The sequence below is a fragment of the Nocardia higoensis genome (assembly GCF_015477835.1).
GTDB classification, from domain to species: Bacteria; Actinomycetota; Actinomycetes; order Mycobacteriales; family Mycobacteriaceae; genus Nocardia; species Nocardia higoensis_A.
Window position 1 is genome coordinate 2,276,449 of the sequence record NZ_JADLQN010000001.1, and the last position, 21,289, is coordinate 2,297,737.

Below are 21,289 nucleotides of genomic sequence, written 5' to 3' on the forward strand. Positions count from 1 at the left end.
CGACTCACTGAACGATCTGGTTTCGATCCTGCGCTAGCGATTCAATCGCTCGATCATGTCTTTGACATAGGGATGAGCGTGCGTGTGCTGAGGTGCGATGGCCTCGGCCATGCGGAGAGCAGCGCGCGTCATCGCGCCGCTGAGTCTGCATGTAGGCCCGAGCGGCATCGATGTAGAAGTGAGATCGTCGCTCGGCCGGAATTTCCCCGGACGGTGCCCAATCATCCGCGGCGGATATCGCCGCACCGGTGTCGCCCAATTCCACACCGAGCGAAAGTTCGTGAATTCTGACCGAACTCGGGCCGAAAGCTGTTCCGTGATAGATGTTCTCGGACACGTACCGCGCCGCTCGAGCCGCTTCGTTCAGGTGTGCCCGAGCAATGTCGGAGCGAAACTCTTTGGCTGCAACCACGGCTGCACGCATGTGGATCGATCCGTACGTGGCTGCGTCTCGTTCGGATCGCGTCGGATCGATGGCCTCGGCGGCCCGTTCGAGGAGTCGGCGGCCGATCGCCAATTGGCCGTTGGCGAAGAAGGTTTCGGTTCGAACATAGGCGGCGGTTGCGACCAGCAAGTCGTCGTCGGATGCAGTGGCCGCGTGGTGGATCATCCCGATAATCCGGGCTGACAAGTCGTAGTAGCCGAACTTATCAGCGATGGCGTCAGCGGCTCGATAGGCATGGACGAGAAGGCGGGGGATTTCGACAGCCGCCGATCCGGCGTACATGAATCGGGCCCGATGCAACTCTGTGAGAATCGCTGGAAGTTCGCATGCGAGATGCACGTAATTGCCTCGGCGCACCACTGGCCCGGTTGGAAGCAGCGATCGCGCTGCCCGCACTGTTCGATCGGTTCCCCGACATGACGGTGGCCGGTCCCCTAGAAGGGGTGGAGACGTTGGAGAGCTTCATCTCCCACGGCCACCGACATCTGCCCGCCCGACTGACGGAACCTGTCCATACCGATACCGGCCCCGCAGAGTCCAGCCTGTGACAGCACGACCCACCGGCCGAGAGGCATCGACGTCGGCGCGCAGGGACGCCACGGCCACCGACACTCCGCCACCGAAGACGCCCGAACCGGTCGGTGCCGTCATCCCGATAGACCGTGCCCGCCGCATCCGCACACCGGAGACCACCAACGATCACCTCCGCCACGACAACCCGCACTGGCCCGTGCGCTCACCCACCGACGCAGCGAACGCACTACTCCTCCACGGCGGCTGCCCCTGGCATTGCTCGACCCGCGTCGCCGCACTCCTCGTCAGCCGCAACGACTTCCAGTACTTCCGCAACTGCGGTCATCGAAAGTGACTCATGGACAACGTCCTCGGACTAGTTAACCTGGGCATCAGCCAGTCCCACACCGCCGATCAGGCAATCCTTCTGGAGCTGGCGGCCTCGCACGGCTGCCACATCACCGAGGTCGTCATCATCGACGACGAGACCTTCATGCCGACCACGCTCATCGCCCACACCGCCCACACGACCCGCGCTTCGGCGATTCTCGCTCCGAGCCTGGCCCACTTCGGCACAGCCACCAAAGCTCTGACACTGGCCTGCGCGCTGGTCGTGCCGGGGACCGTCATCCCACGGGCGGCCGGCTGGACACCCTATTGACGACCGCGACCGCATCACACCAGCACACCGTTCACTACGTCCAGATCGGGCGTGAGGTGCGGTCGAGCAGGCTCGTCGGCAGGCCGACCGGTTGTTGCTGACTCCGGAGCGAATCGACGGCTTGAACCGATGCGCGAGGGGCCACGGACTGCGACCGAACGGGGCGATTGGCTGACACACCGTGAGCCATTCTGTGCGCGGAGCCGATCCGCGCTCGCGCTAGGTTGGTCGGCGTGGTGCAACCACTGGCGAGCGAGTTCTCGGCGTACGGAGTGTCGCACTGGGTTGTGCTGGCGGTATTCGCGGTGGGAGCGGTCGCGGTCGTCGTGATCGGTCGGCGGGAGCGCACCGGGGACGGCCGCAGCCACTTCGGCCCGGTGCTCGGCTGGGTGACGCTCGGGCTGTATCTGGTGATCTTTCTGGCCGCGATGTTCCCGCCGGCGATCGGTCGTTCGGTGCCGCTGCGGTTGACCGATCTGGCGACCCTCGTCGCCGGGTACGCGCTGGTGACGCGGCGACGGTGGGCGTACACGCTGACCTACTACTGGTGTCTCACCCTGAGCACACAGGCGCTCATATCGCCGGCGTTGGAGGCCGACGATTTCCCGGGACGCGAGTTCCTGGCGTTCTGGGCGATCCACCTGCTCGTCGTCTGGGCGGCGATCTACCTGACCTGGGGTGTGGGTATGCGGCCGGATTGGGGCAGCTACCGGCTTGCGGTGACTGCGACAGTGGTGTGGGTCGCGGTGACCTTCGTCTTCAATTCGGTGGCCGGCACCAACTACGGGTTCGTCAACGGGAAACCCACGACACCGTCGCTGCTCGACGTTCTGGGGCCGTGGCCGTGGTACCTGGGCACGGTGGCTGCGCTGCTGCTCGCAGTGTGGGCGTTGATGACCTGGCCTTGGGTCCGGGGCAGCTGAGGTCCAGGCGGCCGGGTACCGGTACGAGTACGGCTACACGCCCTTGACCACGGCGCGGTCCATGAAGCCGAACAGATACCCCGCGACCCGGCGCATCTGGATCTCCTCCGCACCCTCGGTGATCCGGTACCGGCGGTGGTGCCGGTAGATGTGCTCGAACGGCTTGTACCGGGAGTAGCCGAGCCCGCCGTGCACCTGCATGGCGCGGTCGGCGGCCTCGCAGACCAGCCGGTTGGCCCAGTAGTTGCACATCGACACCTGCTCGGACACAGAGAAATTGCCGTACCGATCCATCGACCAGGCGGTCTTGTGGACCAGGGCCCGCAGCATCTCGCACTGGGTGTGCAGTTCGACCAGCTGGAACTGGATCGCCTGGTTGGACGACAACGGCTTGCCGAAGGGCTTGCGCTCGTTGGCGTAGGCGACGGCCTGATCGATGCAGTACTGCGCCGCGCCGAGACTGGAGGCGGCCTGGCGGATGCGGTTCTCGTTGAAGAAGTGCTGGACGACGCCCAGGCCGCGACCCTCCCCGCCGAAGATCGCCGAGTCGGGCACCCGCACGCTGTTCAGCGAGACGCGGGCGTGGTCGGTGGGCATGTTGAAGGTCCACAGGTACTCCTCGACGTGGAAGCCGGGAGTGTCGGTGGGGACCAGGAAGGCGGTGATGCCGCGTCCGTCGCCCGCCTTACCGGAGGTGCGGGCGAAGATAAGGTCGGCGTCGGCGATGTGCACGCCGGTGTTCCAGGTCTTGATGCCGTTGATGACCCAGTCGTCGCCGTCGCGCACGGCGGTGGTCTCCATGTGGGTGGCATCCGAGCCGTGTTCGGGCTCGGTGATGCCGAAGGCGAAGAACTTGGTGCCCTCGGCCAATCCGTCCACCCACTGCGCCTTCTGGGCCTCGGTGCCGTATTCGAGCATCAGCAGCAGGCCGACATTGTTGGCGACGATGGCGTGCTCGTTCTGCAGGTCGCAGTGCAGGCCCAGGCCGCGGCGGGCGAGATGTTCGCGGATGACCGCCATGCCGAGGTTGGTGCCGTCGCGGCCGCCGAATTCCTTGGGGAAGGCGTAGCGGTAGTGGCCCGCGGCGTCGGCGCGGCGGCGTGATTCGGCCAGCAGCGCTTCCCATTCCTCGGTGGGCAGGCCGCCGCGGTCCCAGTCGGTGCGGGCGTCCTCGCGACGGTGGTCGAAGAACTTGATGTTGTCGCCGGTCTGTTCGAGCGGGATGATCTCGGCCTCGATGAAGGCGTCGAGCTCCTTCAGGTAGGCGGCCAGTTCCTCGGGAAGTTCGAAGTCCATGTCTCTCCTAAGCTTTCGCGTCGGGCCGGATCTGCATCAGCAGGTCCCATTCGATTTCCGACACGCGGCGGCCGCTGGCGGCCATGACGATGTCGCGGACCGTACCGTCCAGATGCGCGGCGGCCTGTCCGGCCAGCCCGACGCCCCAGGCGAGCGTGCCCATGACCTTCCACCAGCGGAAGCGGTCGAGGTCGAAACTCCCGCCCGCCTCCTCGTAGCCCCGCACGAAAGCGTCCCGGTCGGCGAAACCACCGAATTCCTTGTCGTCGTTGCGGAATCGCCACATCCGCAGCGCGGGCCAGGCCACATCGCGCATCGGATCGCCGTCGCGCTGGGCGCCTTCCCAATCCAGGACGGCGGTCAGGCCCTCGGGGGCGACGATGATGTTGCCGTTGCGCAGGTCGGTGTGCAGCAGAGCGGTGCGGGCGGGCGCGGTGGGCAGCCTGCGTTCCAGCCAGCGCAACGCCATGGCGAACACCGGGCGATCGGCCAGCAGCGTGCGCACGCCCTTCTCGGCCTCGGCCAGTTGCTCGGCGGCCGGGTCGGCTCCCGCGGCGGGCAGCGCCTCCGGGGCGAGCGCCGGATCGACGGCGTGCAGCGCGCCCATCGCCGCACCCCACTGCCGGGCGACGACATCGGCATTGCCCGAGGCCGCGATCAGGCGAAGGACCTTGCGCGGCACCGTCTCGCCGTCGATGCGCTCGGATACCAGGAACGGCTCACCGATGCGGGTGGGATCGGCGCACACCGCCACCACCTCGGGCACCGGAACGCCGTTGGCGCGCGCCAGTTCCCGCACCGCGGCTTCGGCGTCGACGGTCATGATCTCCACCGCGGGCGGCACGATGGTCGCCACCAGCGGACGCGCCCCCTGCCCCTGGACTTCGGCGGTGAAGGCGACATTGCGCCGCCGCGCTCCCGCGGAGAGGAATTCCAGCCCGGTGACCCGCGTCGGGCTGCCGAAGGTCTCGCTCAGGAACTCGGCCAGTCCGGCGGACGGATCGCCGCTCACTCGCCCTCCCAGCCGTCGTAGCCGGGCTTGGCGATCGCGAGGTCGGCGCGCACCACGTCGGCGAGGGCACGCCAGAGGGCCTGTTCATCGCCCTCGGGCACGGCGGCCAGAAGTTCGGCTTCTCGCTTCGCCGCCTCCGGACCGAGTTCGACCTCGCGACCGAGGATGCGGGCCAGGTTGGCCCCCACCCGCGCGCGATGTTGCAGACCGGGCGGCAACGCGGGCAACAGCGTGTCCTCCAGCAGTTCGGCCAGCGATTCCAGCAGCTCGGCTGCCGTCGGTCGGTTCTGCACAGGCGACTCCCTCGTCGGACAGCCCGGTGATAAATGGGACCCGATCAATTTGGCCGATCGGTTGGCCCGGCGTCAATAGCCCGGCCGAGCCGGTCGGACAGCGGCTACTTTCCGCGCACTCGTTTGATACCGGCGTAGGCGCGCGGGGCGTACTTCAGGCGGTCCGGCAGCAGCGGCCAGGTGTAGCGGATGGCATTGCAGAAGACGGTGAACGCCGCCTGGTCGACGCGCCCCCACGGCCGCATGCCGAGGATCTCGCGCGCCCGCTCCGGCATCAGGCCGTTGGCCAGCCACAGGTTGAACGCCATCACCGGCCGCCAGATCACCGACCACACCGGCTCGGGAATGCCCGGCATCGTCGGAATCTTCTGCCGGTCCAGGCGCAGCGCGAAATCGGTGGTGGCGTTGCGTTCCAGCACCTCGTCGATGGTGCGGTCCCAATACTGCTTGAAATCCGCGTAATTCGAGACGAGCACCCGGTCCGACAGCCCGTACATCCGCCACCAGGTGATGCCTTCGGCGATCAACTGCTCCTTCTCGGCGTCGGTCAGCGGAGTGCCGAAGTACTCGTTGATGGCGATATTGAGTTCGACGAAGGTGGCGTGGGTCCACCAGTACACATCCGGGTTGAGCGCGTGGTAGCGCTCGCCGCGCGAATCGGTGCCCTTGAGCGGCTTGTGATAGTCGCGCACCCGCGCGGCCTGCTCCTCGTTGTCGGCGTCGTAGATCATGCCCTGGATCTGCGGCACCGAGCGGACCAGGCGGTCCCACGGGTTGTCGAAGAAGTTCGAATGATCCTGCAGCGCCGCGCCGACCGTCGGGTGCATGTTCTGCATGATGCCGGTCCGGCCCAGGAACAGCATGTTGCGCCAGTCGCCCGCGTACTTCCAGACCAGCGAGCCGGGGCCGATCGGAGCGCCGATCAGCGCGGACTCCTCCACGGCGGCAGTCGCGACGGCCGAGCCGTTCGTAGCACCCACCCACCCACCCACCACCCACGATGGGACCTCCTCTTGACTTCCTCCCGGCCCGAAGGGCGGGGATTCCCTACCTCACGGCAGAGGGTTCCTGTTTCATCGATGGTTGCCTTCCCGCAATCAACTGCGGGACGGTCTCACACCATCTCCGCAGGCGAGCACGGCCAGCCCAGCCGCGCGTATGTTCAGGGCCGCGTTCACATCCCGATCGTGCACCGCGCCACACGGGCAGGTCCATTCCCGGATGTGCAGCGGCAGCTTGTCCGCGATCCGCCCACAGTCCGAGCAGGTCTTGGACGACGGATAGAAGCGGTCGACCGCGACCACAGTGCGGCCACACCAGTCGGCCTTGTACTCCAGCATCGACCGGAACTCCGACCAGCTCGCATCCGAAATCGCCCGCGCCAGACAACGATTCCGCACCATGTTCCGCACACTCAAATCCTCGATGGCGATCACTTGGTTTTCGCGCACCAGTCGAGTCGAGAGCTTGTGCAGATGGTCGCGGCGGCGATCGGCGATCCGCGCATGAATACGAGCAACCTTCAACCGGGCCTTCGCCCGGTTCGCCGAACCCTTCTCCTTCTTCGACAGCACCCGCGCAGCCTTCGCCAGACGGGCACGGTCGCGCTTCTCGTGCCGAGGGTTCGACACCTTCTCCCCAGTGGAGAACGTGTACAGAGATGTGATCCCCGCATCCACACCCACTGTCGCATCCGCGGGCGGGTGTTCGGTGACGACCTCTTCGACCAGGACCGAGATGTGGTAGCGGCCCGCAGCATCCTTCGACACCGTGACCTGCGAGGGCACCGCCCCCTCGGGCAGGGGACGCGACCAACGAATATCCAGCGGTTGCGACTGCTTGGCGAGCTTGATCTTGCCGTCGCGGTAGGTGAAGCAGTTCGAGAAGTAGGTGGCAGAATCCTTCGTCTTGCCCTTCTTCTTGAAAGCCGGGTATCCGGTCTGCTTGCGCCAGAACTTGTCGAACGCGCCCTGCAAATTCCGCAGCGCCGCCTGCAACGGCCCCTTCGACGGCTCGGTGAGCCAGTCGGTTCCGGGGTCGCGCTTCCAGGCGGTGAGCATCCTGTCCGACTCGGCGTAGGAAATGCGCCGCTGCTCCTGCGTCCATGCGCGGGAGCGTTCCGCGAGGGCCCGGTTGTACACATAGCGGACGCAACCGAACGTGCGGGCAAGCTGTTCGGCCTGCTCGCACGTCGGATAGAAACGGTACTTGTACGCCCGCCTCACCGCTCGCGCCATTGTGACACACTAGCGTTGTTGCCCGTCAAAATCGAATGAATGTGCTAACCCCGCCCTGAAGGACAGGGCCTGCACACTACGTTTCCCCGGTCACACGAGTGAATTTATGCGACAAAATATAGCGGATTGTCGCATCGTCTCGCCAGGCGAGCGGGCGCTCGTCTCGCCGGAGCGGCCCGCATACCACCCCGGCCCCGGTAAGGTTCAGCCGCGTGGCGTCACCGAACTCCCCGGACGAGAACCCCCCGGAATCCAGCGACTTCGCATTGCTGCTCGGCGCCGAGATCGACCGCGACGCCACCACCGCCCGCATCCTCGACGCCGCCCTGACCCTGTTCGCCGACATCGGCATCAGCCGCGTCAGCGCCGACGACATCGCCCGGCAGGCAGGCGTCAACCGCGCCACCCTCTACCGGCGCGTGGGCGCCAAGGACGTGATCGTGCGCGCCGCTCTGCTGCGCGAAACCGCTCGCGTCCTCGAACAGATCGCGGCCCGCCTGCGCCATCTCGATCCGGCCGATCCCGAAGCCGCCGCCGAGCGCGTCACCCACGGTTTCGCCACCACCGTCACGCTGCTGCGCACCAATCCGATCCTGGTGAAACTGCTTGCCGTGGACCGCGATCAGACCCTCGCCGCGATCACCATCGGCGCGGGCGACATCCTCGCCCTGGCCACCGCCTTCGTCGCCGAGCAACTCTTCGCCACCACGGGCGCCGTCCGTGACCCGGAGACCGTCGCGGGCATGATCGTGCGCCTCGTGCACTCCCTGGTCCTCACCCCCGACGCGCCACCGCGGCTGCGTGACGAGCCGGAACTGCGCGCCTTCGCCGTGAACTATCTGACGCCGGTGCTGCTACCGGACAACCCGAAGCTCCGGTAACCGGCGCACCCACGCGCCACGAAATCCGAAGTGAGCAAGTTTCAGATTTTGGGCAGGTGGATGCGCCGGTTTTCTCCGCGGCTCGGGCTCTACAACCCGTGGATCAGCTGTTCAGCTCGCCGAATCGATCCGCATCCGCGGTCATCGTCGTTCTCATGGTCGTGCCTCATCTCTCCGGCCGCCTCGTCGCGGCCGGGATAATCACCCGGATCTTCCGGTCTTCCGGTTCCGGCGGACTGCCGTGAACAGCCGGATCGTATTCAATTCCACACCGGGACGACGGTTTTCGAGGGCGATCGCCGTGCCCCCGGTTTTCCCGGGCATGCCCGCCGCGACCGGGCAACCCGGCACCGGAAGGCGAACCTCGTGTCCGCAATCACCCGAGGAAATACCAGCTCGCCGCCGTCCCGACGCGAGTACGGTGGGAGCCGAGGACACAACGAGAAGTACGCGCACCGACACCGCCAGGCCGTGTGGTCCGCGCTCGCGGATCGCGCGCCGCCCTTTGTATTTCCGAGCCTTCCTGGAGGACGGATGTCCGATCCCGCCCCCGTACCACTTCACACCTACGGAACAGTTCCCGGACCCACCGGATTACCGCCGAACACCAAGGTCTGCGTGACCGAGGGCAGGCGACCGTCGATGTCGTTGTTCCTCGTTCCCGAACCACTGATACCCGGTGGACTGATCCTGCACGTGCTCGAACAGGACGACGTTCGCACCACCGGGGAAGCCCGGCCCGATCGCGAGCTGATCGACGCGGCCCAGGAAATCGTCACCCCGCCCTATCGAACAACCTTCAGTACCTACGATCCCAGCCCCTGCGACCCCGATCTGATCCGCACCGTCCTGCGCGACCATCTCATCACCGATCCCGCCCCCGCCGGCCTCGATCTCGGCGACCGCGCCGAGGTGCTGCGCCTGGCGACACTGCCCGAGCACCGGATCGGCATGCGGCGGATCGAGGACTTCCAGGCGTGGTCGGTCCGCCAGGCGATGCTCGCGGTCTACCGGCACTTCGACATCGACCAGCGCGCGCCGCTGATCTACCACGGTTTCGCCGACCCCGGCGAGGGCTGGTTCGCGCTGCGCGCCGCCGACGCCTGACTCCCACCGTGCTCCTCCGACCTGCGCGGTTCCCGATATTCGAGGGACCGCCGCAGGCGTTCGCCCGCCCGGCGGAGCGTTCGAGATCATCCGACGACTGCGACCCAAGGCGCCGCGCCATGGGACAGCGCGCCGGGGCTCACACATCGTGTGGGCGGCCTCTGTCGGCCGGAACGCGACGGCACGCGGCTACTGGTGGCCGAAGTCCCGCTCGTAATCCTCACGATCGTGCTGAGCGCCATGGCGGGTCCGCGATACGAGGTTCGGATCGAGTCCGTGCTCGAGGAGGCGGAACCGGCGGTACACGTAGTCCAGCGCGACGGCGAAGTAGATCGTCGGCACGAGCAGAATCACGATCATCGCCGCAGGCACCCATGCGGGTCCCGGGAGGAGGAAGAACAACAGCAGCAATGGCACAGGAATCATGACGCGGAGCACGTAGCGGAGATTCGCGCCACGGCCCGTGAGGTCTTTGCGGACCCAGTCCTGCAAGTCCAAGGGCAGCGTCCCACCCAAGTTGTACCAGATACGCTGGCGCAGAGATGGGGTCTTCATAGGCCCGAGCCTACCGCGACAGCATGATTCGCGGCGGTCGCCGACCGGACTCCGGCGCGCCCCGAATTCGTTCACCACCCTCGACGACACGGCCGATAGGGTCTTGCCATGTCGGTGCTGGGATGGATCGTGCTGTCAGGGCTGGCGATGAGCGCGCTCGCACTGGTAGGCAGCGTGTCCGTGCTCGTGCCCGAGTCGGTGTTCCAGAAGCTGGTGCTGCCACTGGTCGCGCTGGCGGCCGGGGCACTGCTCGGCGGCGCCCTGTTCCACATGCTGCCCGAATCCATCGCGGTGCTCGGTAACAACCTCGCCGTCTACACCTGGCTCGCCGCCGGATTGTTCGCGTTCCATGCGCTCGAACAGTTCCTGCATTGGCACCACTGCCACCGTCCGGTCGGGGAACACCGCCCCCTCGGTTACCTGATCCTCGCTGCCGACGGACTACACAACCTGATCGGCGGGGTGGCGGTCGGTAGCGCCTTCATCGTCGATATCCGGTTGGGGATGATCACCTGGTTGGTCGCGGCCGCCCACGAGATACCGCAGGAACTCGGCGACTTCGGAATCCTGGTCCACAGTGGGTGGAGTGCCCGCCACGCCCTGCTCTACAACGTGGCCTCGGCGCTGACATTCCCGCTCGGTGGCCTGCTCGCCTACGGCGTGTCCGGGCGGATCGATGTCGCGGTGCTCGTGCCGTTCGCCGCAGGAAACTTTGTCTACATCGCCGTGGCCGATCTGCTCCCGGAAATCACCACCTCCCCGATTCCACGGGAGAAGATCGTGCACACCGCCAGCTTCGGATTCGGGCTCGCCGCACTGTGGACCCTCGCGGTGCTGGTGTAACAGAGCGGCCCCGATAGGCCGTTCGGCCCTACCGGACACGCCCGTGACGGCCTGGACTGGAGGCAGGGAAACAGCCCGGAAGAAGCGGAGAGGAGATCTCTGATGAACTGCTGGTGCGGACACGGTCCCTGGCACTACCACGGCTACGCTTACCCGCCTGGAGGGGCGTATGGGCCGCCACCGGCTTATTACCCGGCTGTCGAGCCGCCCGAACCGTACGGCTACGGCAGGCGCAGGCGCCGCCGCGGACAAGGGCGGGCCGACGCCGACGAATTGGCGGACTACCTGCACGAACTGGAAGAGGAGATCGTCCGCCTCCGGCGCGAACTCGACGAACTGCGCAACTCCGGCACCGACGAAAGCTGACCGGGTCTCATCTCACCGCACGTCCACGGGTCGGACACAGGGGCACGATGGCGGATGCCGGGCAGTACCCGGCATCCGCACACCCGCGAACGGGGCTATCCCTTGCGGATGGCCCTCTCGACGTCCTCTTCGCTGATCTGCTTGGTGCAGAAGAACCAGTCCTCGCACTCGACACCTTCCTCGGCACCGGCCATGCGGTCCGCGGCGACGCCGCAGGACCCGGCGGTCGGGACGATCACCCGGTCGCCAGGACGCCAGTCGGCGGGCGTGGCCACCTCGAAGGCATCCGTGGTCTGCAAGGCTTTGATCACGCGGAGCAGTTCATCGAAATTGCGGCCGACGCTCTGCGGGTAGTAGATGATCGCGCGGATGATCCCGGCAGGGTTGACGAAGAACACCGCCCGGACGGCCTTGGTACTGTCCTCGCCCGGCATGATCATTCCGTACGTGCGGGCTACTTCCATCGTGACGTCGTCGATGAGCGGGAACGTCACGTCCACATTGCTCATCCCGCGAAAAGTGATCTTGTCCTTGATGGTGCGCAGCCAGGCGATGTGACTGTAGAGGCCGTCGACGGACAGGCCGACGAGTTCGGTGTTGTACTTCGCGAACTCGCCCTGCATCGCGGCGAAGGTCATGAACTCGCTGGTGCACACCGGGGTGAAGTCGGCCGGGTGGGAGAACAAGATCACCCACTTCCCCTGGTAGTCGGCCGGGAATTCGATTCCCCCTTGCGTGGTCACCGCGGTGAACGGGGGTGCCGGGTCGCCGATTCGGGGCATCGAGGGTGTGGTCTGAACAGGAACGTCCGCAGTGCTCATCGGTCTCACCTCTCCGATAAATGGTTGGTGGCGAAACAAAGACGGGCGGTCAGGCCGCCGCGACCTCCCGCGTGATCGCGTACACGAAGTCGTCGAGGTCGCCGGGCTTGCGTGAGGTGATCAGTGTCCACCCGCCCGTGCCGGAACGGACAGCGGGCTCGTCCACCCAACTGCCGCCCGCGTTGGCGAGATCGGTGCGCAGTGACGGGTACGAGGTCAGCGTCTTGCCTTCGACCAGGTCGGCCTCGGCGAGCAACCACGGTCCGTGGCAGATCGCGGCGATCGGCTTACCGGCCTCGGCGAAGTCCTTGGCCAGAGCCACCGCGCGATCGTCCATGCGCAGCTTGTCGGCGTTGACGGTGCCGCCGGGCAGCACCAGTAGGTCGAAGTCCCCTGCCCGGACCTCGTCGAGACCGAGATCCGGCTCCACGCTCTCGGCCGGCTCGAGATCGTGGCGGTAGGTGCTCACCCGCTCGGCCTTCGGCGCGGCATGGGTGACCGTCGCGCCGCGTTCGCGCAATCGGTCGCGCGGCGTCACGAGCTCGTCGTGTTCCACTCCGGTGTTCGCGGTGAGAACCAGTGCCCGCACCCCGTCCAATTCGGCCATCGGCCGCTCCTCTCCTCGGCGCACGACCGGTTGTGCACATGACCGGTCCTTATCGGGGGCATGCCGCGCTATCTCGCGGCTAAACATCGAGCGACCGGTGTGGCAGGTTCGGCGCCCACCGTGGCGCGATAGCAGATGGGCATCGGGCGGTAGTAGCATCCAACTATCCCTCGAGAGTCGGAACACGATGCACGAACTCGCCATCACGCAGAGTGTCATCGACGCCGTGTGTGAACACGCGGCGGGGCGGCAGGTGTACAGCGTGACCGTCGATGTGGGTGTTCTGACCGCGGTGGTCCCCGAAGCGATGCGATTCTGTTTCGACCTCGCGACCGAGGGCACCGTCGCGGAGGGCGCGAGCCTGGATATCCGGTGCGTACCTGGCGCGGCACATTGCCGCGACTGCGGTGCGGACTTCACCGTCACCGATCCGATCCTGCTCTGCCGGTGCGGAAGCGCCGATGTGGAGCTCAGGGCGGGCCGGGAATTGCGAATCCGGTCGATGGAAGTGAGCCGAGAATGTGCGCAACCTGCGGATGCGGGAACGTCGCCGAGCACGAGCACGCGCCCCTGACAGAGACGGTGTCGCTGGAGCAGAAGGTGCTGGCGAAGAACGACCACCTCGCCCAGCACAATCGCGAGTGGCTGCGCGATCGCGGCATTCTCGCACTGAATATGACCAGCTCCCCGGGCGCCGGGAAAACCACACTGCTCGAGCGGACGATTCGCGCGCTGCCCGATACACCGATCGCGGTGATCGAGGGTGACCAGGAGACGGAGCTGGACGCGGAGCGCATCACCGCGACCGGGGCGCGGGCCGTGCAGGTCAACACCGGATCCGGATGTCATCTGGATGCCGAGATGACGCATCGGGCTCTGAACGCGCTGAACCCCGCGCCCGGGACGGTGCTGTTCGTCGAGAATGTCGGCAATCTGGTCTGTCCGGCCCTGTTCGACCTCGGGGAACACCGCAAGGTCGTGATGATCTCGGTGTGCGAGGGGACCGACAAACCGCTGAAGTATCCGCACATGTTCGCCGCGGCGGGTCTGGTGCTCGTGAACAAGATCGATCTGCTGCCGTACGTCGATTTCGACCTGGCCGCGTGCACCGAGTACGCGCGCGCGGTGAATCCGGGCGTGGACATCCTGCCGCTGTCGGTGACCACCGGCGAGGGCCTCGACCACTGGTACGAGTGGCTCGGGCAGCAGCGCCGGACGGTCTCGGCGAGCCTTGAGGGTGTGATCGACCCCGCCTAGACTGACGTGATCGGCGTCACAAACCCGCGAAGCGGGCCGGAGCGACGAACCGCCGCCCCGACTCCGGAAGGTGGCAGCACATGCCCACTCAGGAAGCGGTCCGAGCTGAGGAGACGCTGATCCATGTGCTCTGGATCAACGCCGGTCTCAGTTGCGATGGCGATTCGGTGGCGTTGACCGCCGCCACCCAGCCCAGTGTCGAAGAAATCGCCCTCGGCGCATTACCCGGTCTACCGAAAGTGGCCGTGCACTGGCCACTCATCGATTTCGAGTGCGGCCCCAACGGCGGAGCCGACGATTTCCTGCAATGGTTCTTCCGCGCGGACCGGGGCGAACTCGACCCCTTCGTCCTGGTGGTGGAGGGATCGATACCGAACGAAAAGGTGCACGACGAAGGTTACTGGTGCGGATTCGGCAACGACCCCGCCACCGGCCAGCCGATCACGACCAGCGCATGGCTGGACAGGCTCGCGCCGAAGGCCACCGCGGTGGTGGCGGTCGGTACCTGCGCGACCTACGGCGGAATCCACGCGATGGCGGGCAACCCGACCGGCGCGATGGGCGTACCCGACTACCTCGGCTGGGAGTGGAAGAGCAAGGCGGACATCCCGATCGTCTGCGTGCCCGGCTGCCCCATCCACCCGGACAACCTGTCCGAGACGCTTACCTACCTGCTCTACCTGGCCACCGGCCAGGCGCCGATGATTCCGCTCGACGAGGCGCTGCGGCCGAAATGGCTGTTCGGCGCGACCGTGCACGAGGGTTGCGATCGTGCGGGCTATTACGAGCAGGGCGATTTCGCCACCGAATACGGCTCGCCGAAATGCATCGTCAAGCTCGGATGCTGGGGTCCGGTGGTCAAGTGCAACGTGCCCAAGCGCGGGTGGATCAACGGGGTGGGCGGCTGCCCGAACGTGGGCGGTATCTGCATCGGCTGCACGATGCCCGGATTCCCCGACAAATTCATGCCGTTCATGGACGAGCCGCCCGGCGGGAAGCTCTCCTCCGCTGCCTCGGGCGTCTATGGATCGGTGATCCGCAGCCTGCGGACCATCACCGGCCGCACCGTGGACAAAGAGCCGCGCTGGCGGCATCGCGGCGACAAGCTCGAGACCGGCGCCACCCGCACCTGGTAGGAGAAGCTCCGATGACCCAGATCATCCCCGAGCCCTCGCACCGCACGATCGAACCGGACAGCCTCGTCGACATGGCGTGGGATCCGATCACTCGTATCGTCGGCAGCCTCGGCATCTATACCAAGATCGACTTCGCGAACCGGGAAGTGGTCGAGTGCCACAGCACCTCGTCCATCTTCCGCGGTTACTCGATCTTCATGCGCGGCAAGGACCCGCGCGACGCCCATTTCATCACCAGCCGGATATGCGGGATCTGCGGCGACAACCACGCGACGTGCTCCTGCTACGCCCAGAACATGGCCTACCGAGTCCAGCCGCCGCACCTGGGCGAATGGATCGTCAATCTCGGCGAGGCCGCCGAGTACATGTTCGACCACAACATCTTCCAGGAGAACCTGGTCGGGGTGGATTTCTGCGAGAAGATGGTCGCGGAGACCAATCCGGGAGTGCTCGCGGTGGCCGAGCGGACCGAGGCGCCGCACGCCGAGGCCCACGGCTACCGCACCATCGCCGACATCATGCGCGCCCTCAACCCGTTCACCGGGGAGTTCTACCGGGAAGCCCTGCAGGTCAGCCGGTACACCCGCGAGATGTTCTGCCTCATGGAGGGCAGGCATGTGCATCCGTCGACGCTGTATCCCGGCGGTCCGGGCACGGTGGCGACGGTGCAGTTGATGACCGACTACATGACCAGATTGATGCGCTACGTCGAGTTCATGAAGCGCGTCGTTCCGATGCACGACGACCTGTTCGATTTCTTCTACGAGGCGTTGCCCGGCTACGAGAAAGTCGGCCTGCGGCGGACGCTGCTCGGCTGCTGGGGTTCGTTCCAGGACCCCGAGGTCTGCAATTTCGAGTACAAGGACATGGAGGACTGGGGTCGCAAGATGTTCGTCACGCCGGGAGTCGTGGTGGACGGCAGACTGGTCACCACCTCCCTGGTCGACATCAACCTCGGTCTGCGGATCCTGCTCGGCAGTTCCTACTACGAGGACTGGACCGACCAGGAGATGTTCGTGACCACCGACCCACTGGGCAATCCGGTGGACCGGCGCCACCCCTGGAACCAGCACACCAATCCCAAGCCACAGAAACGCGACCTGGACGACAAGTACAGCTGGGTCATGTCACCGCGCTGGTTCGACGGCACCGACCACCTCGCGCTGGACACCGGCGGCGGCCCGCTGGCCCGGCTGTGGTCGACGGCATTGGCGAACCTGGTCGATATCGGCTACGTGCAGGCCACCGGTCACAGCGTCCGGATCAATCTGCCGAAGACCGCGCTGAAGGGGCCGGTCACGCTCGAGTGGAAGATCCCCGTGCACGGCAGCAACACCATCGAACGCGACCGTGCCCGCACCTACTTCCAGGCCTACGCGGCGGCCTGCGCCCTGCATTTCGCGGAGAAGGCGCTGGCGGAGATCCGGGCGGGCCACACCAAGACCTGGGAGCCGTTCGAGGTGCCCGAGGAGGGCATCGGCTGTGGTTTCACCGAGGCGGTGCGCGGTGTGCTCTCACACCACATGGTGATCCGGGACGGGAAGATCGCGAACTACCACCCGTATCCGCCGACCCCGTGGAACGCCAGCCCGCGCGATGCCTACGGCACCCCGGGCCCCTACGAGGACGCGGTGCAAGGGCAGCCGATCTTCGAGGAGAACGACCGCGAGCACTTCAAGGGCATCGACATCATGCGCACGGTGCGCAGTTTCGACCCGTGCCTGCCGTGCGGTGTGCACATGTATCTCGGCAAGGGGCAGACGCTGCGGAAACTGCACTCGCCGACGCAGGCGCTCACCCCGGAGTGAATCCGTATCGGTACCGGCGACGGGAGGGTGGCGGTGGATGTCCGCCCGGCAGAACAGGTCGACGCGCACCCCGGCGAGAGCCGGTGGCGTACGGCGGGTGATCGGATAGAGACGCTGCTCGAGGCCAGTTCGGCGGGCGGCGCGGTGGCTCGTGAACGCGCCGAACAGCTGGTGCGCGAGGTCGTCGACCTGTACGGGGCCGGGCTGGCGCGGGTGGTCGCACTGCTGGACGCCGGGATGCTGGAACGGCTGGCACGCGACGACCTGGTCGCGAGTCTGCTGCTCGTCCACGGGCTGCACCCGCACGACGTGGACACCAGAGTGCGGTCAGCGCTGGACAGCGTGCGGCCCTACCTGGGTTCGCACGGCGGCGACGTGGAATTGGTCGAGATCGTGGACGCGGTGGTCCGCCTGGAACTGACCGGCAGCTGCCGCGGCTGCCCGTCCTCGTCGGTGACCCTGGAGCTGGCGGTGCAGGACGCGGTCCGCGCGGCGGCGCCGGAGATCGAGGCCATCGAGGTCGTCGCCGCGCCCACCGAGCCCGCGGCGCCGATCCCCGCCGATTCGCTGTTCTCGCGGGTGCGTTCGAGCGATGCGTCAGGCCAGTGGGTCCCGGCTCCCGAACTGGCCGAGCTGGTCCCCGGCGAGGTGGGCGGGTTCGCCGTGGCCGGGCTCCCGGTGTTGGCCTGCCGGGTGGGTGAGCACGTATTCGCCTACCGGGACCTCTGCCCGGTCTGCGCGCATTCGCTCGCCGGGGCCGCCCTGCACCGGCGGCCGGGTTTCCCGGTCGGCGACGCGGTCCTGCGCTGCCCGACCTGCCGCACGCATTTCGACGTCGTCGCGGCCGGTGCGCGTATCGACGGCGACGGTCACCTCGAGCCGATCCCGGTGCTGGTGCGTGACGGTGTGCTGTCGATGGCGGTGCCGGTGGGGGTGCACGGGTGAACACACCGTTCCGAACGTTGCAGCGGATCACCGCCGAGCGCCCGCCCCAGCGGCGGACGGGTGACCGGTGTGAGATGTGCGCCGATCCCATTGCCGGCGAACACCAGCACGTCGTGAATATCGAGGGCAGGCAGCTGTTGTGCGTATGCCGCGCCTGCTACCTGCTGTTCGTGGACCAGGAGGCGGCGCTGCGTTACCGGGCGGTGCCCGACCGCTACCTCGCCTTCCCCGATGTCGAGATCGGCCAGGGCGAGTGGGACGCGTTGGAGATTCCGGTGGGCCTGGCGTTCTTGTTCCGCAACTCCGCACTGGGCCGGACCGTCGCTTTCTATCCCGGACCGGCGGGCGCGACCGAATCGGAATTGCCGTTGGCGCAGTGGAACACGATCGTGCGGCGGCATCCGGAACTGGACACCCTCGCGGCCGATGTCGAGGCCCTGCTGATCCGGGTCCCGGAGAAGGGGGCCGCGGCCGCGAGCTGTCTGCTGCTGCCGATCGACGCGTGCTACGAATTCGTCGGCCGGATGCGGTTGCTCTGGCGCGGCTTCGACGGCGGGGCCGAGGTGCGCCGCTATCTGGACGAGTTCTTCGCGACGGTCTCGGCCCGAGCGCGGACGGGCGGCGCGCCATGAGTCCGGTCCATTCGATGACCTTCGCCGTGCTCGAGATCAAGCCGGAGCCGTACGCGGTGGCGCCGACCCTGACCGCACGGGTCGGTCTCGCCGCGCTCGCCGAGGAACCCGTGCACGCCGTCGCGTTACGCGCGCAGGTGCGGATCCAGCCGTCGCGCCGCCGCTACTCCGACGAGGAGGGCGCGGGTCTGACCGATCTGTTCGGTGCCCGCGAACGCTGGCGGGACACCCAGCGCTCCTTCCTCTGGATGCACTGCGCCACCATGGTTCCCGGATTCGCCGGTGGCGCGGAGGTGGATCTGCCGATGCCGTGCACCTACGACTTCGAGGTGACCGGGTCGAAGTACCTGCACGCGCTACGTGCGGGCACGGTGCCGCTGGTGTTCTTGTTCAGCGGCACGGTCTTCATCCGGGGCAGCGGCGGCTTCGCGATCCAGCAGATCCCCTGGGATCGTGAGGACACCTACGACATGCCGGTCTCGGTATGGCAGGACGTGATGGCCGCGCATTTCCCGAACACCGGCTGGCTGCGCCTGCACCGGGACACCCTCGACGCGCTGACTGCCTACAAATCCGGCCACGGCCTGCTCGGCTTCGACGAGGCCGTGACCCGCCTGCTCACCCACGCCGGAGAATCATCGTGACCGCCGCGGGGATCGCCCGGGCCCGCGCCGTCGCCGACGCGGTGCTCTACGAGGGCTACCTGCTCTATCCCTATCGGGCGAACAGCCCCAAGAATCGGTCGCGCTGGCAGTTCGGCGTGCTGGGTCCGCCCGGGGCCGCCGCGTCCGGGCTCGGCGAAGAGCCCTCGTTGTCGGCCGAGTTCGTCTTCGAGCCGGGTACGGACCCTGTGCTGACATGGACGGTCCGGTTCCTCCAGCTCCAGCGCCGTCAGGTGATCGACGGTGCCGGTGTGGCGCGCGCCGAACTCGCCGTCGGGGATCGATCCTGGCTGTCCTGGGACGAAGCGGTCGCGCGGGAGATCGTCGTCGGCCCCGCAGCGCCCGGGAACCTGGTGCGCGCACTGACGGTTCCCGGTGGCTCCGACACCGAGGAGATCGTCGGCGCGGCAGGCGAGGCCGTCGGCGCGCTGGTGCGGACCAGGCAGCCGCTGGCCGGTGAACTCGCCCTCGACGTCGAGCGGGACGGCCGATTCCTGCGGCTCGCCGCCGAGGTCCGCAACGTGGCCGCACCCGCGACCGACACCGACGACGCGCTCGCCCGCTCGCTGATCGGCGCACACATCATCGCCGAAGCCACCGGGGGACAGTTCGTTTCCGCGCTCGAACCACCGGCGGGGGCCGCGGCCGCGGTCGAGCGCTGCGACCGGCACCGGTGCTTCCCGGTGCTCGCCGGCCCGCCCGGCGACCGCGACCTGCTGCTGATCTCACCGATCATCCTCTACGACCATCCCGAGATCGCCGAGCAGAGCGAGCAAGCGCTGTTCGACTCCACCGAGATCGACGAGATCCTCACGCTGCGCGTGATGACCATGACCGACGACGAGAAGGCGCAGGCCCGTGCGACCGACGCGCGGGCCGGCGAGATCATCGACCGCTGCGACGCCATCACCCCGGAGGCGATGCGGCAGCTGCACGGCGTGCTGCGCGATCCGCAGTCCGGCCGCTCGCCCCTGATACCCGAGGTCCCCGAGGGCATCGATTGGTGGGATCCGGCGGCCGACGGCGCCGTGCGCCCGGAGGCCGACGCGGTGCCGGTGTCGGGCGTGCTGGTGCGCGCGGGCAGCAGGGTCAGGCTGCACCCGTCCCGCCGGGCCGATGCCCAGGATCTGTTCACCGCGGGCCGGTCCGCCCGCGTCGTCTCGGTCCACGAGGACGTGGACGGACAGACACACGTCGGTGTCGTGCTGGACGACGATCCGGCGGCCGATCTGCACGAATGGTTCGGCCGCTATCTCTATTTCGCACCCGACGAACTCGAACCGCTCGACAGCCCCCGAGAACCGGAAGGAGACACCATGCAGGACCGCAGCGAAGAACCGCAGGAGGCGCGCGGGCAGCCGGGGTCGCGCGACACCGGCGCGGATACCGCGGCCGCGGGCAGCACCGACCGTGAGCCGGGCGATATCGGCCACGAGGAGACGACCTCCGCGCCCGGAACCGCTGCCGAGCGCGAGGCCCATTTCGTCTCGGAGCCGGTCCCCGGCAGCGAACCGCCGGTCCCGCCCTACGACGACCGGGAGAAGACCGCGAACGACTCCGACGAGACCGCGACCGGCACCGTCGACGACGCGGATGTCGGCGGCGCCACTGCGCCCACCGAAGGGCAGGGATGACCCGCCCGCCGACCGGCGGGATCGGCGGCCCGAGACAACGGAAAGGAAGGCCGATTATGGCAACCGTGGGAGCGATCGCGACCGCAATCGTCGCGGTGGTGGCGGCGATCGGCGTGTACATCGGCGTCCGATCGGTGCCGGACATGCGCCGGTACCTGCGAATGCGCCGTATGTGAGATGGCGGACCGGGTATTGGTCGCCGGGATCGGCAACATCTTTCTCGGCGACGACGGATTCGGCTCCGAGGTGGCGCGCAGGCTGCGCTTCGAGGAGGAGCCGCGTGTGCGGGTGGTCGATTACGGCATCCGCGGTATGCACCTGGCCTACGACCTGCTCGCGGGATGGGATGCGCTGGTGCTGATCGACGCACTGCCCGACCGCGGATCGCAGGGACAGGTGGAGGTGTTGCGAGCCGAACCCGACGAGGCGGGCGCCCCCGGGCTCGATGCGCACGCCATGCACCCGACGGCCGTCTTCGCGGCTGTGCAAGCCCTGGGCGGCCGGGTGCCGCCCACCGTCGTCGTCGGCTGTCAGGTGGTATCGGCCGCGGAGCGGATCGGCCTGTCCGACCCGGTCGCGGCGGCGGTGGACCCGGCGGTGCGCGCGGTGTACCGGGTGGTCGCCGATCTGCTGCGGACGAAGCAGGAGGTATGAG

Annotated in this window: 26 protein-coding genes and 1 pseudogene; 18 read left to right on the forward strand and 9 right to left on the reverse strand. The window is 67.4% G+C overall.

Annotation, left to right across the window (positions count from 1 at the left end):
- Positions 1 to 4: 4 nt before the first annotated feature.
- Positions 5 to 727 (reverse strand): hypothetical protein, encoded by a 723-nt coding sequence (locus IU449_RS10285; RefSeq protein ID WP_195001603.1) that lies wholly within the window; start codon positions 725 to 727, stop codon positions 5 to 7.
- 44 nt (positions 728 to 771) lie between these two features.
- On the opposite strand from IU449_RS10285, the gene IU449_RS10290 reads away from it, so the two are divergent.
- From IU449_RS10290 to IU449_RS10305, 4 genes are all read left to right on the forward strand, one after another.
- Positions 772 to 993 (forward strand): cytochrome P450, encoded by a 222-nt coding sequence (locus IU449_RS10290; protein ID WP_228803879.1) that lies wholly within the window; start codon positions 772 to 774, stop codon positions 991 to 993.
- Positions 990 to 1,313, forward strand: a complete 324-nt coding sequence (locus tag IU449_RS10295) for a hypothetical protein (protein ID WP_195001604.1) — start codon at positions 990 to 992, stop codon at positions 1,311 to 1,313. Before IU449_RS10290 ends, IU449_RS10295 begins: the two co-directional genes overlap by 4 nt.
- Positions 1,314 to 1,316: 3 nt before the next feature.
- A complete protein-coding gene (locus IU449_RS10300; RefSeq protein ID WP_195001605.1) occupies positions 1,317 to 1,619 on the forward strand; it encodes a hypothetical protein in 303 nt (100 codons plus the stop codon).
- A gap of 236 nt (positions 1,620 to 1,855) precedes the next feature.
- Positions 1,856 to 2,542, forward strand: a complete 687-nt coding sequence (locus tag IU449_RS10305; protein ID WP_195002467.1) for a TIGR02206 family membrane protein — start codon at positions 1,856 to 1,858, stop codon at positions 2,540 to 2,542.
- Positions 2,543 to 2,575: 33 nt separating this feature from the next.
- Here IU449_RS10305 and IU449_RS10310 read toward each other — a convergent pair whose 3' ends face one another.
- From IU449_RS10310 to IU449_RS10330, 5 genes are all read right to left on the reverse strand, one after another.
- Positions 2,576 to 3,838: an acyl-CoA dehydrogenase family protein gene (locus IU449_RS10310; protein ID WP_195001606.1), complete on the reverse strand. Its 1,263-nt coding sequence runs from the start codon at positions 3,836 to 3,838 to the stop codon at positions 2,576 to 2,578.
- A gap of 7 nt (positions 3,839 to 3,845) precedes the next feature.
- The gene (locus tag IU449_RS10315; protein ID WP_195001607.1) at positions 3,846 to 4,850 is read right to left on the reverse strand and encodes a phosphotransferase family protein; all 1,005 of its coding nucleotides are present in this window, start codon (positions 4,848 to 4,850) and stop codon (positions 3,846 to 3,848) included.
- Positions 4,847 to 5,143, reverse strand: coding sequence for a DUF6285 domain-containing protein (locus tag IU449_RS10320; protein ID WP_195001608.1), 297 nt, complete (start codon positions 5,141 to 5,143; stop codon positions 4,847 to 4,849). Before IU449_RS10320 ends, IU449_RS10315 begins: the two co-directional genes overlap by 4 nt.
- Positions 5,144 to 5,247: 104 nt before the next feature.
- Positions 5,248 to 6,123: an oxygenase MpaB family protein gene (locus IU449_RS10325; RefSeq protein ID WP_195001609.1), complete on the reverse strand. Its 876-nt coding sequence runs from the start codon at positions 6,121 to 6,123 to the stop codon at positions 5,248 to 5,250.
- 117 nt (positions 6,124 to 6,240) lie between these two features.
- Positions 6,241 to 7,380, reverse strand: a complete 1,140-nt coding sequence (locus tag IU449_RS10330; RefSeq protein ID WP_195001610.1) for an RNA-guided endonuclease InsQ/TnpB family protein — start codon at positions 7,378 to 7,380, stop codon at positions 6,241 to 6,243.
- 212 nt (positions 7,381 to 7,592) lie between these two features.
- On the opposite strand from IU449_RS10330, the gene IU449_RS10335 reads away from it, so the two are divergent.
- On the forward strand, positions 7,593 to 8,261 hold the full coding sequence (locus IU449_RS10335; protein ID WP_195001611.1) for a TetR/AcrR family transcriptional regulator: 669 nt from the start codon (positions 7,593 to 7,595) through the stop codon (positions 8,259 to 8,261).
- 534 nt (positions 8,262 to 8,795) lie between these two features.
- Entirely contained in the window at positions 8,796 to 9,368 is a 573-nt protein-coding gene (locus IU449_RS10340) for a hypothetical protein (RefSeq protein ID WP_228803882.1), read from the forward strand.
- A gap of 189 nt (positions 9,369 to 9,557) precedes the next feature.
- On the opposite strand, the gene IU449_RS10345 is transcribed toward IU449_RS10340, so the two are convergent.
- A complete protein-coding gene (locus tag IU449_RS10345) occupies positions 9,558 to 9,923 on the reverse strand; it encodes a DUF5313 family protein (protein WP_195001612.1) in 366 nt (121 codons plus the stop codon).
- A 108-nt stretch (positions 9,924 to 10,031) separates the two neighbouring features.
- On the opposite strand from IU449_RS10345, the gene IU449_RS10350 reads away from it, so the two are divergent.
- Together IU449_RS10350 and IU449_RS10355 are read left to right on the forward strand one after the other, a co-directional pair.
- Positions 10,032 to 10,766, forward strand: a complete 735-nt coding sequence (locus IU449_RS10350) for a ZIP family metal transporter (RefSeq protein ID WP_195001613.1) — start codon at positions 10,032 to 10,034, stop codon at positions 10,764 to 10,766.
- A gap of 102 nt (positions 10,767 to 10,868) precedes the next feature.
- Positions 10,869 to 11,132 (forward strand): hypothetical protein, encoded by a 264-nt coding sequence (locus tag IU449_RS10355; RefSeq protein ID WP_195001614.1) that lies wholly within the window; start codon positions 10,869 to 10,871, stop codon positions 11,130 to 11,132.
- A 95-nt stretch (positions 11,133 to 11,227) separates the two neighbouring features.
- Here the strand turns inward: IU449_RS10355 and IU449_RS10360 are convergent, their stop codons facing one another.
- Both IU449_RS10360 and IU449_RS10365 read right to left on the reverse strand, forming a co-directional pair.
- Entirely contained in the window at positions 11,228 to 11,953 is a 726-nt protein-coding gene (locus IU449_RS10360) for a peroxiredoxin (protein WP_228803884.1), read from the reverse strand.
- Between the two features lie 49 nt (positions 11,954 to 12,002).
- Complete coding sequence (locus tag IU449_RS10365; protein ID WP_195001615.1) at positions 12,003 to 12,560, reverse strand: type 1 glutamine amidotransferase domain-containing protein; 558 nt, start codon at positions 12,558 to 12,560, stop codon at positions 12,003 to 12,005.
- A 187-nt stretch (positions 12,561 to 12,747) separates the two neighbouring features.
- On the opposite strand from IU449_RS10365, the gene IU449_RS10370 reads away from it, so the two are divergent.
- The 10 genes and pseudogenes from IU449_RS10370 to IU449_RS10410 all read left to right on the forward strand — a co-directional run bounded on the left by IU449_RS10370 (position 12,748) and on the right by IU449_RS10410 (position 21,288).
- Positions 12,748 to 13,134, forward strand: a complete 387-nt coding sequence (locus tag IU449_RS10370; RefSeq protein WP_195001616.1) for a hydrogenase maturation nickel metallochaperone HypA — start codon at positions 12,748 to 12,750, stop codon at positions 13,132 to 13,134.
- On the forward strand, positions 13,080 to 13,817 hold the full coding sequence (hypB, locus tag IU449_RS10375) for a hydrogenase nickel incorporation protein HypB (RefSeq protein ID WP_195001617.1): 738 nt from the start codon (positions 13,080 to 13,082) through the stop codon (positions 13,815 to 13,817). The genes IU449_RS10370 and hypB overlap by 55 nt, the downstream gene beginning before the upstream one ends.
- 80 nt (positions 13,818 to 13,897) lie before the next feature.
- A complete protein-coding gene (locus tag IU449_RS10380; RefSeq protein ID WP_195001618.1) occupies positions 13,898 to 14,953 on the forward strand; it encodes a hydrogenase expression protein HypE in 1,056 nt (351 codons plus the stop codon).
- A gap of 11 nt (positions 14,954 to 14,964) precedes the next feature.
- Positions 14,965 to 16,761 carry a nickel-dependent hydrogenase large subunit gene (locus tag IU449_RS10385; RefSeq protein WP_195001619.1) on the forward strand — a complete coding sequence of 599 codons (1,797 nt, stop codon included), beginning with the start codon at positions 14,965 to 14,967 and terminating at the stop codon, positions 16,759 to 16,761.
- 33 nt (positions 16,762 to 16,794) lie between these two features.
- On the forward strand, positions 16,795 to 17,706 hold the full coding sequence (locus IU449_RS10390) for a NifU family protein (RefSeq protein ID WP_195001620.1): 912 nt from the start codon (positions 16,795 to 16,797) through the stop codon (positions 17,704 to 17,706).
- Entirely contained in the window at positions 17,703 to 18,338 is a 636-nt protein-coding gene (locus tag IU449_RS10395; protein ID WP_324188164.1) for a DUF5947 family protein, read from the forward strand. Before IU449_RS10390 ends, IU449_RS10395 begins: the two co-directional genes overlap by 4 nt.
- A 14-nt stretch (positions 18,339 to 18,352) precedes the next feature.
- Entirely contained in the window at positions 18,353 to 18,982 is a 630-nt protein-coding gene (locus tag IU449_RS10400; protein ID WP_228803886.1) for a DUF6084 family protein, read from the forward strand.
- Positions 18,979 to 20,292, forward strand: a pseudogene (locus IU449_RS10405) (hypothetical protein); the annotation flags it as partial. The gene IU449_RS10400 and the pseudogene IU449_RS10405, both read left to right, overlap by 4 nt.
- A gap of 398 nt (positions 20,293 to 20,690) precedes the next feature.
- Positions 20,691 to 20,810, forward strand: coding sequence for a DUF6893 family small protein (locus IU449_RS29820; protein WP_416382124.1), 120 nt, complete (start codon positions 20,691 to 20,693; stop codon positions 20,808 to 20,810).
- A 1-nt stretch (position 20,811) separates the two neighbouring features.
- A complete protein-coding gene (locus tag IU449_RS10410) occupies positions 20,812 to 21,288 on the forward strand; it encodes a hydrogenase maturation protease (protein WP_195001622.1) in 477 nt (158 codons plus the stop codon).
- Position 21,289 lies beyond the last annotated feature (1 nt).

Coding starts and splice junctions, on each gene's coding strand:
- IU449_RS10290 (WP_228803879.1), top strand. CDS start 772: ATGCGAGATGCACGTAATTGCCTCGGCGCACCACTGGCCCGGTTGGAA.
- IU449_RS10400 (WP_228803886.1), top strand. CDS start 18,353: ATGACCTTCGCCGTGCTCGAGATCAAGCCGGAGCCGTACGCGGTGGCG.
- IU449_RS10410 (WP_195001622.1), top strand. CDS start 20,812: ATGGCGGACCGGGTATTGGTCGCCGGGATCGGCAACATCTTTCTCGGC.
- IU449_RS10385 (WP_195001619.1), top strand. CDS start 14,965: ATGACCCAGATCATCCCCGAGCCCTCGCACCGCACGATCGAACCGGAC.
- IU449_RS29820 (WP_416382124.1), top strand. CDS start 20,691: ATGGCAACCGTGGGAGCGATCGCGACCGCAATCGTCGCGGTGGTGGCG.
- IU449_RS10310 (WP_195001606.1), bottom strand. CDS start 3,838: ATGGACTTCGAACTTCCCGAGGAACTGGCCGCCTACCTGAAGGAGCTC.
- IU449_RS10285 (WP_195001603.1), bottom strand. CDS start 727: ATGTACGCCGGATCGGCGGCTGTCGAAATCCCCCGCCTTCTCGTCCAT.
- IU449_RS10365 (WP_195001615.1), bottom strand. CDS start 12,560: ATGGCCGAATTGGACGGGGTGCGGGCACTGGTTCTCACCGCGAACACC.
- IU449_RS10370 (WP_195001616.1), top strand. CDS start 12,748: ATGCACGAACTCGCCATCACGCAGAGTGTCATCGACGCCGTGTGTGAA.
- IU449_RS10355 (WP_195001614.1), top strand. CDS start 10,869: ATGAACTGCTGGTGCGGACACGGTCCCTGGCACTACCACGGCTACGCT.
- hypB (WP_195001617.1), top strand. CDS start 13,080: ATGTGCGCAACCTGCGGATGCGGGAACGTCGCCGAGCACGAGCACGCG.
- IU449_RS10350 (WP_195001613.1), top strand. CDS start 10,032: ATGTCGGTGCTGGGATGGATCGTGCTGTCAGGGCTGGCGATGAGCGCG.
- IU449_RS10345 (WP_195001612.1), bottom strand. CDS start 9,923: ATGAAGACCCCATCTCTGCGCCAGCGTATCTGGTACAACTTGGGTGGG.
- IU449_RS10380 (WP_195001618.1), top strand. CDS start 13,898: ATGCCCACTCAGGAAGCGGTCCGAGCTGAGGAGACGCTGATCCATGTG.
- IU449_RS10330 (WP_195001610.1), bottom strand. CDS start 7,380: ATGGCGCGAGCGGTGAGGCGGGCGTACAAGTACCGTTTCTATCCGACG.
- IU449_RS10360 (WP_228803884.1), bottom strand. CDS start 11,953: ATGAGCACTGCGGACGTTCCTGTTCAGACCACACCCTCGATGCCCCGA.
- IU449_RS10300 (WP_195001605.1), top strand. CDS start 1,317: ATGGACAACGTCCTCGGACTAGTTAACCTGGGCATCAGCCAGTCCCAC.
- IU449_RS10340 (WP_228803882.1), top strand. CDS start 8,796: ATGTCCGATCCCGCCCCCGTACCACTTCACACCTACGGAACAGTTCCC.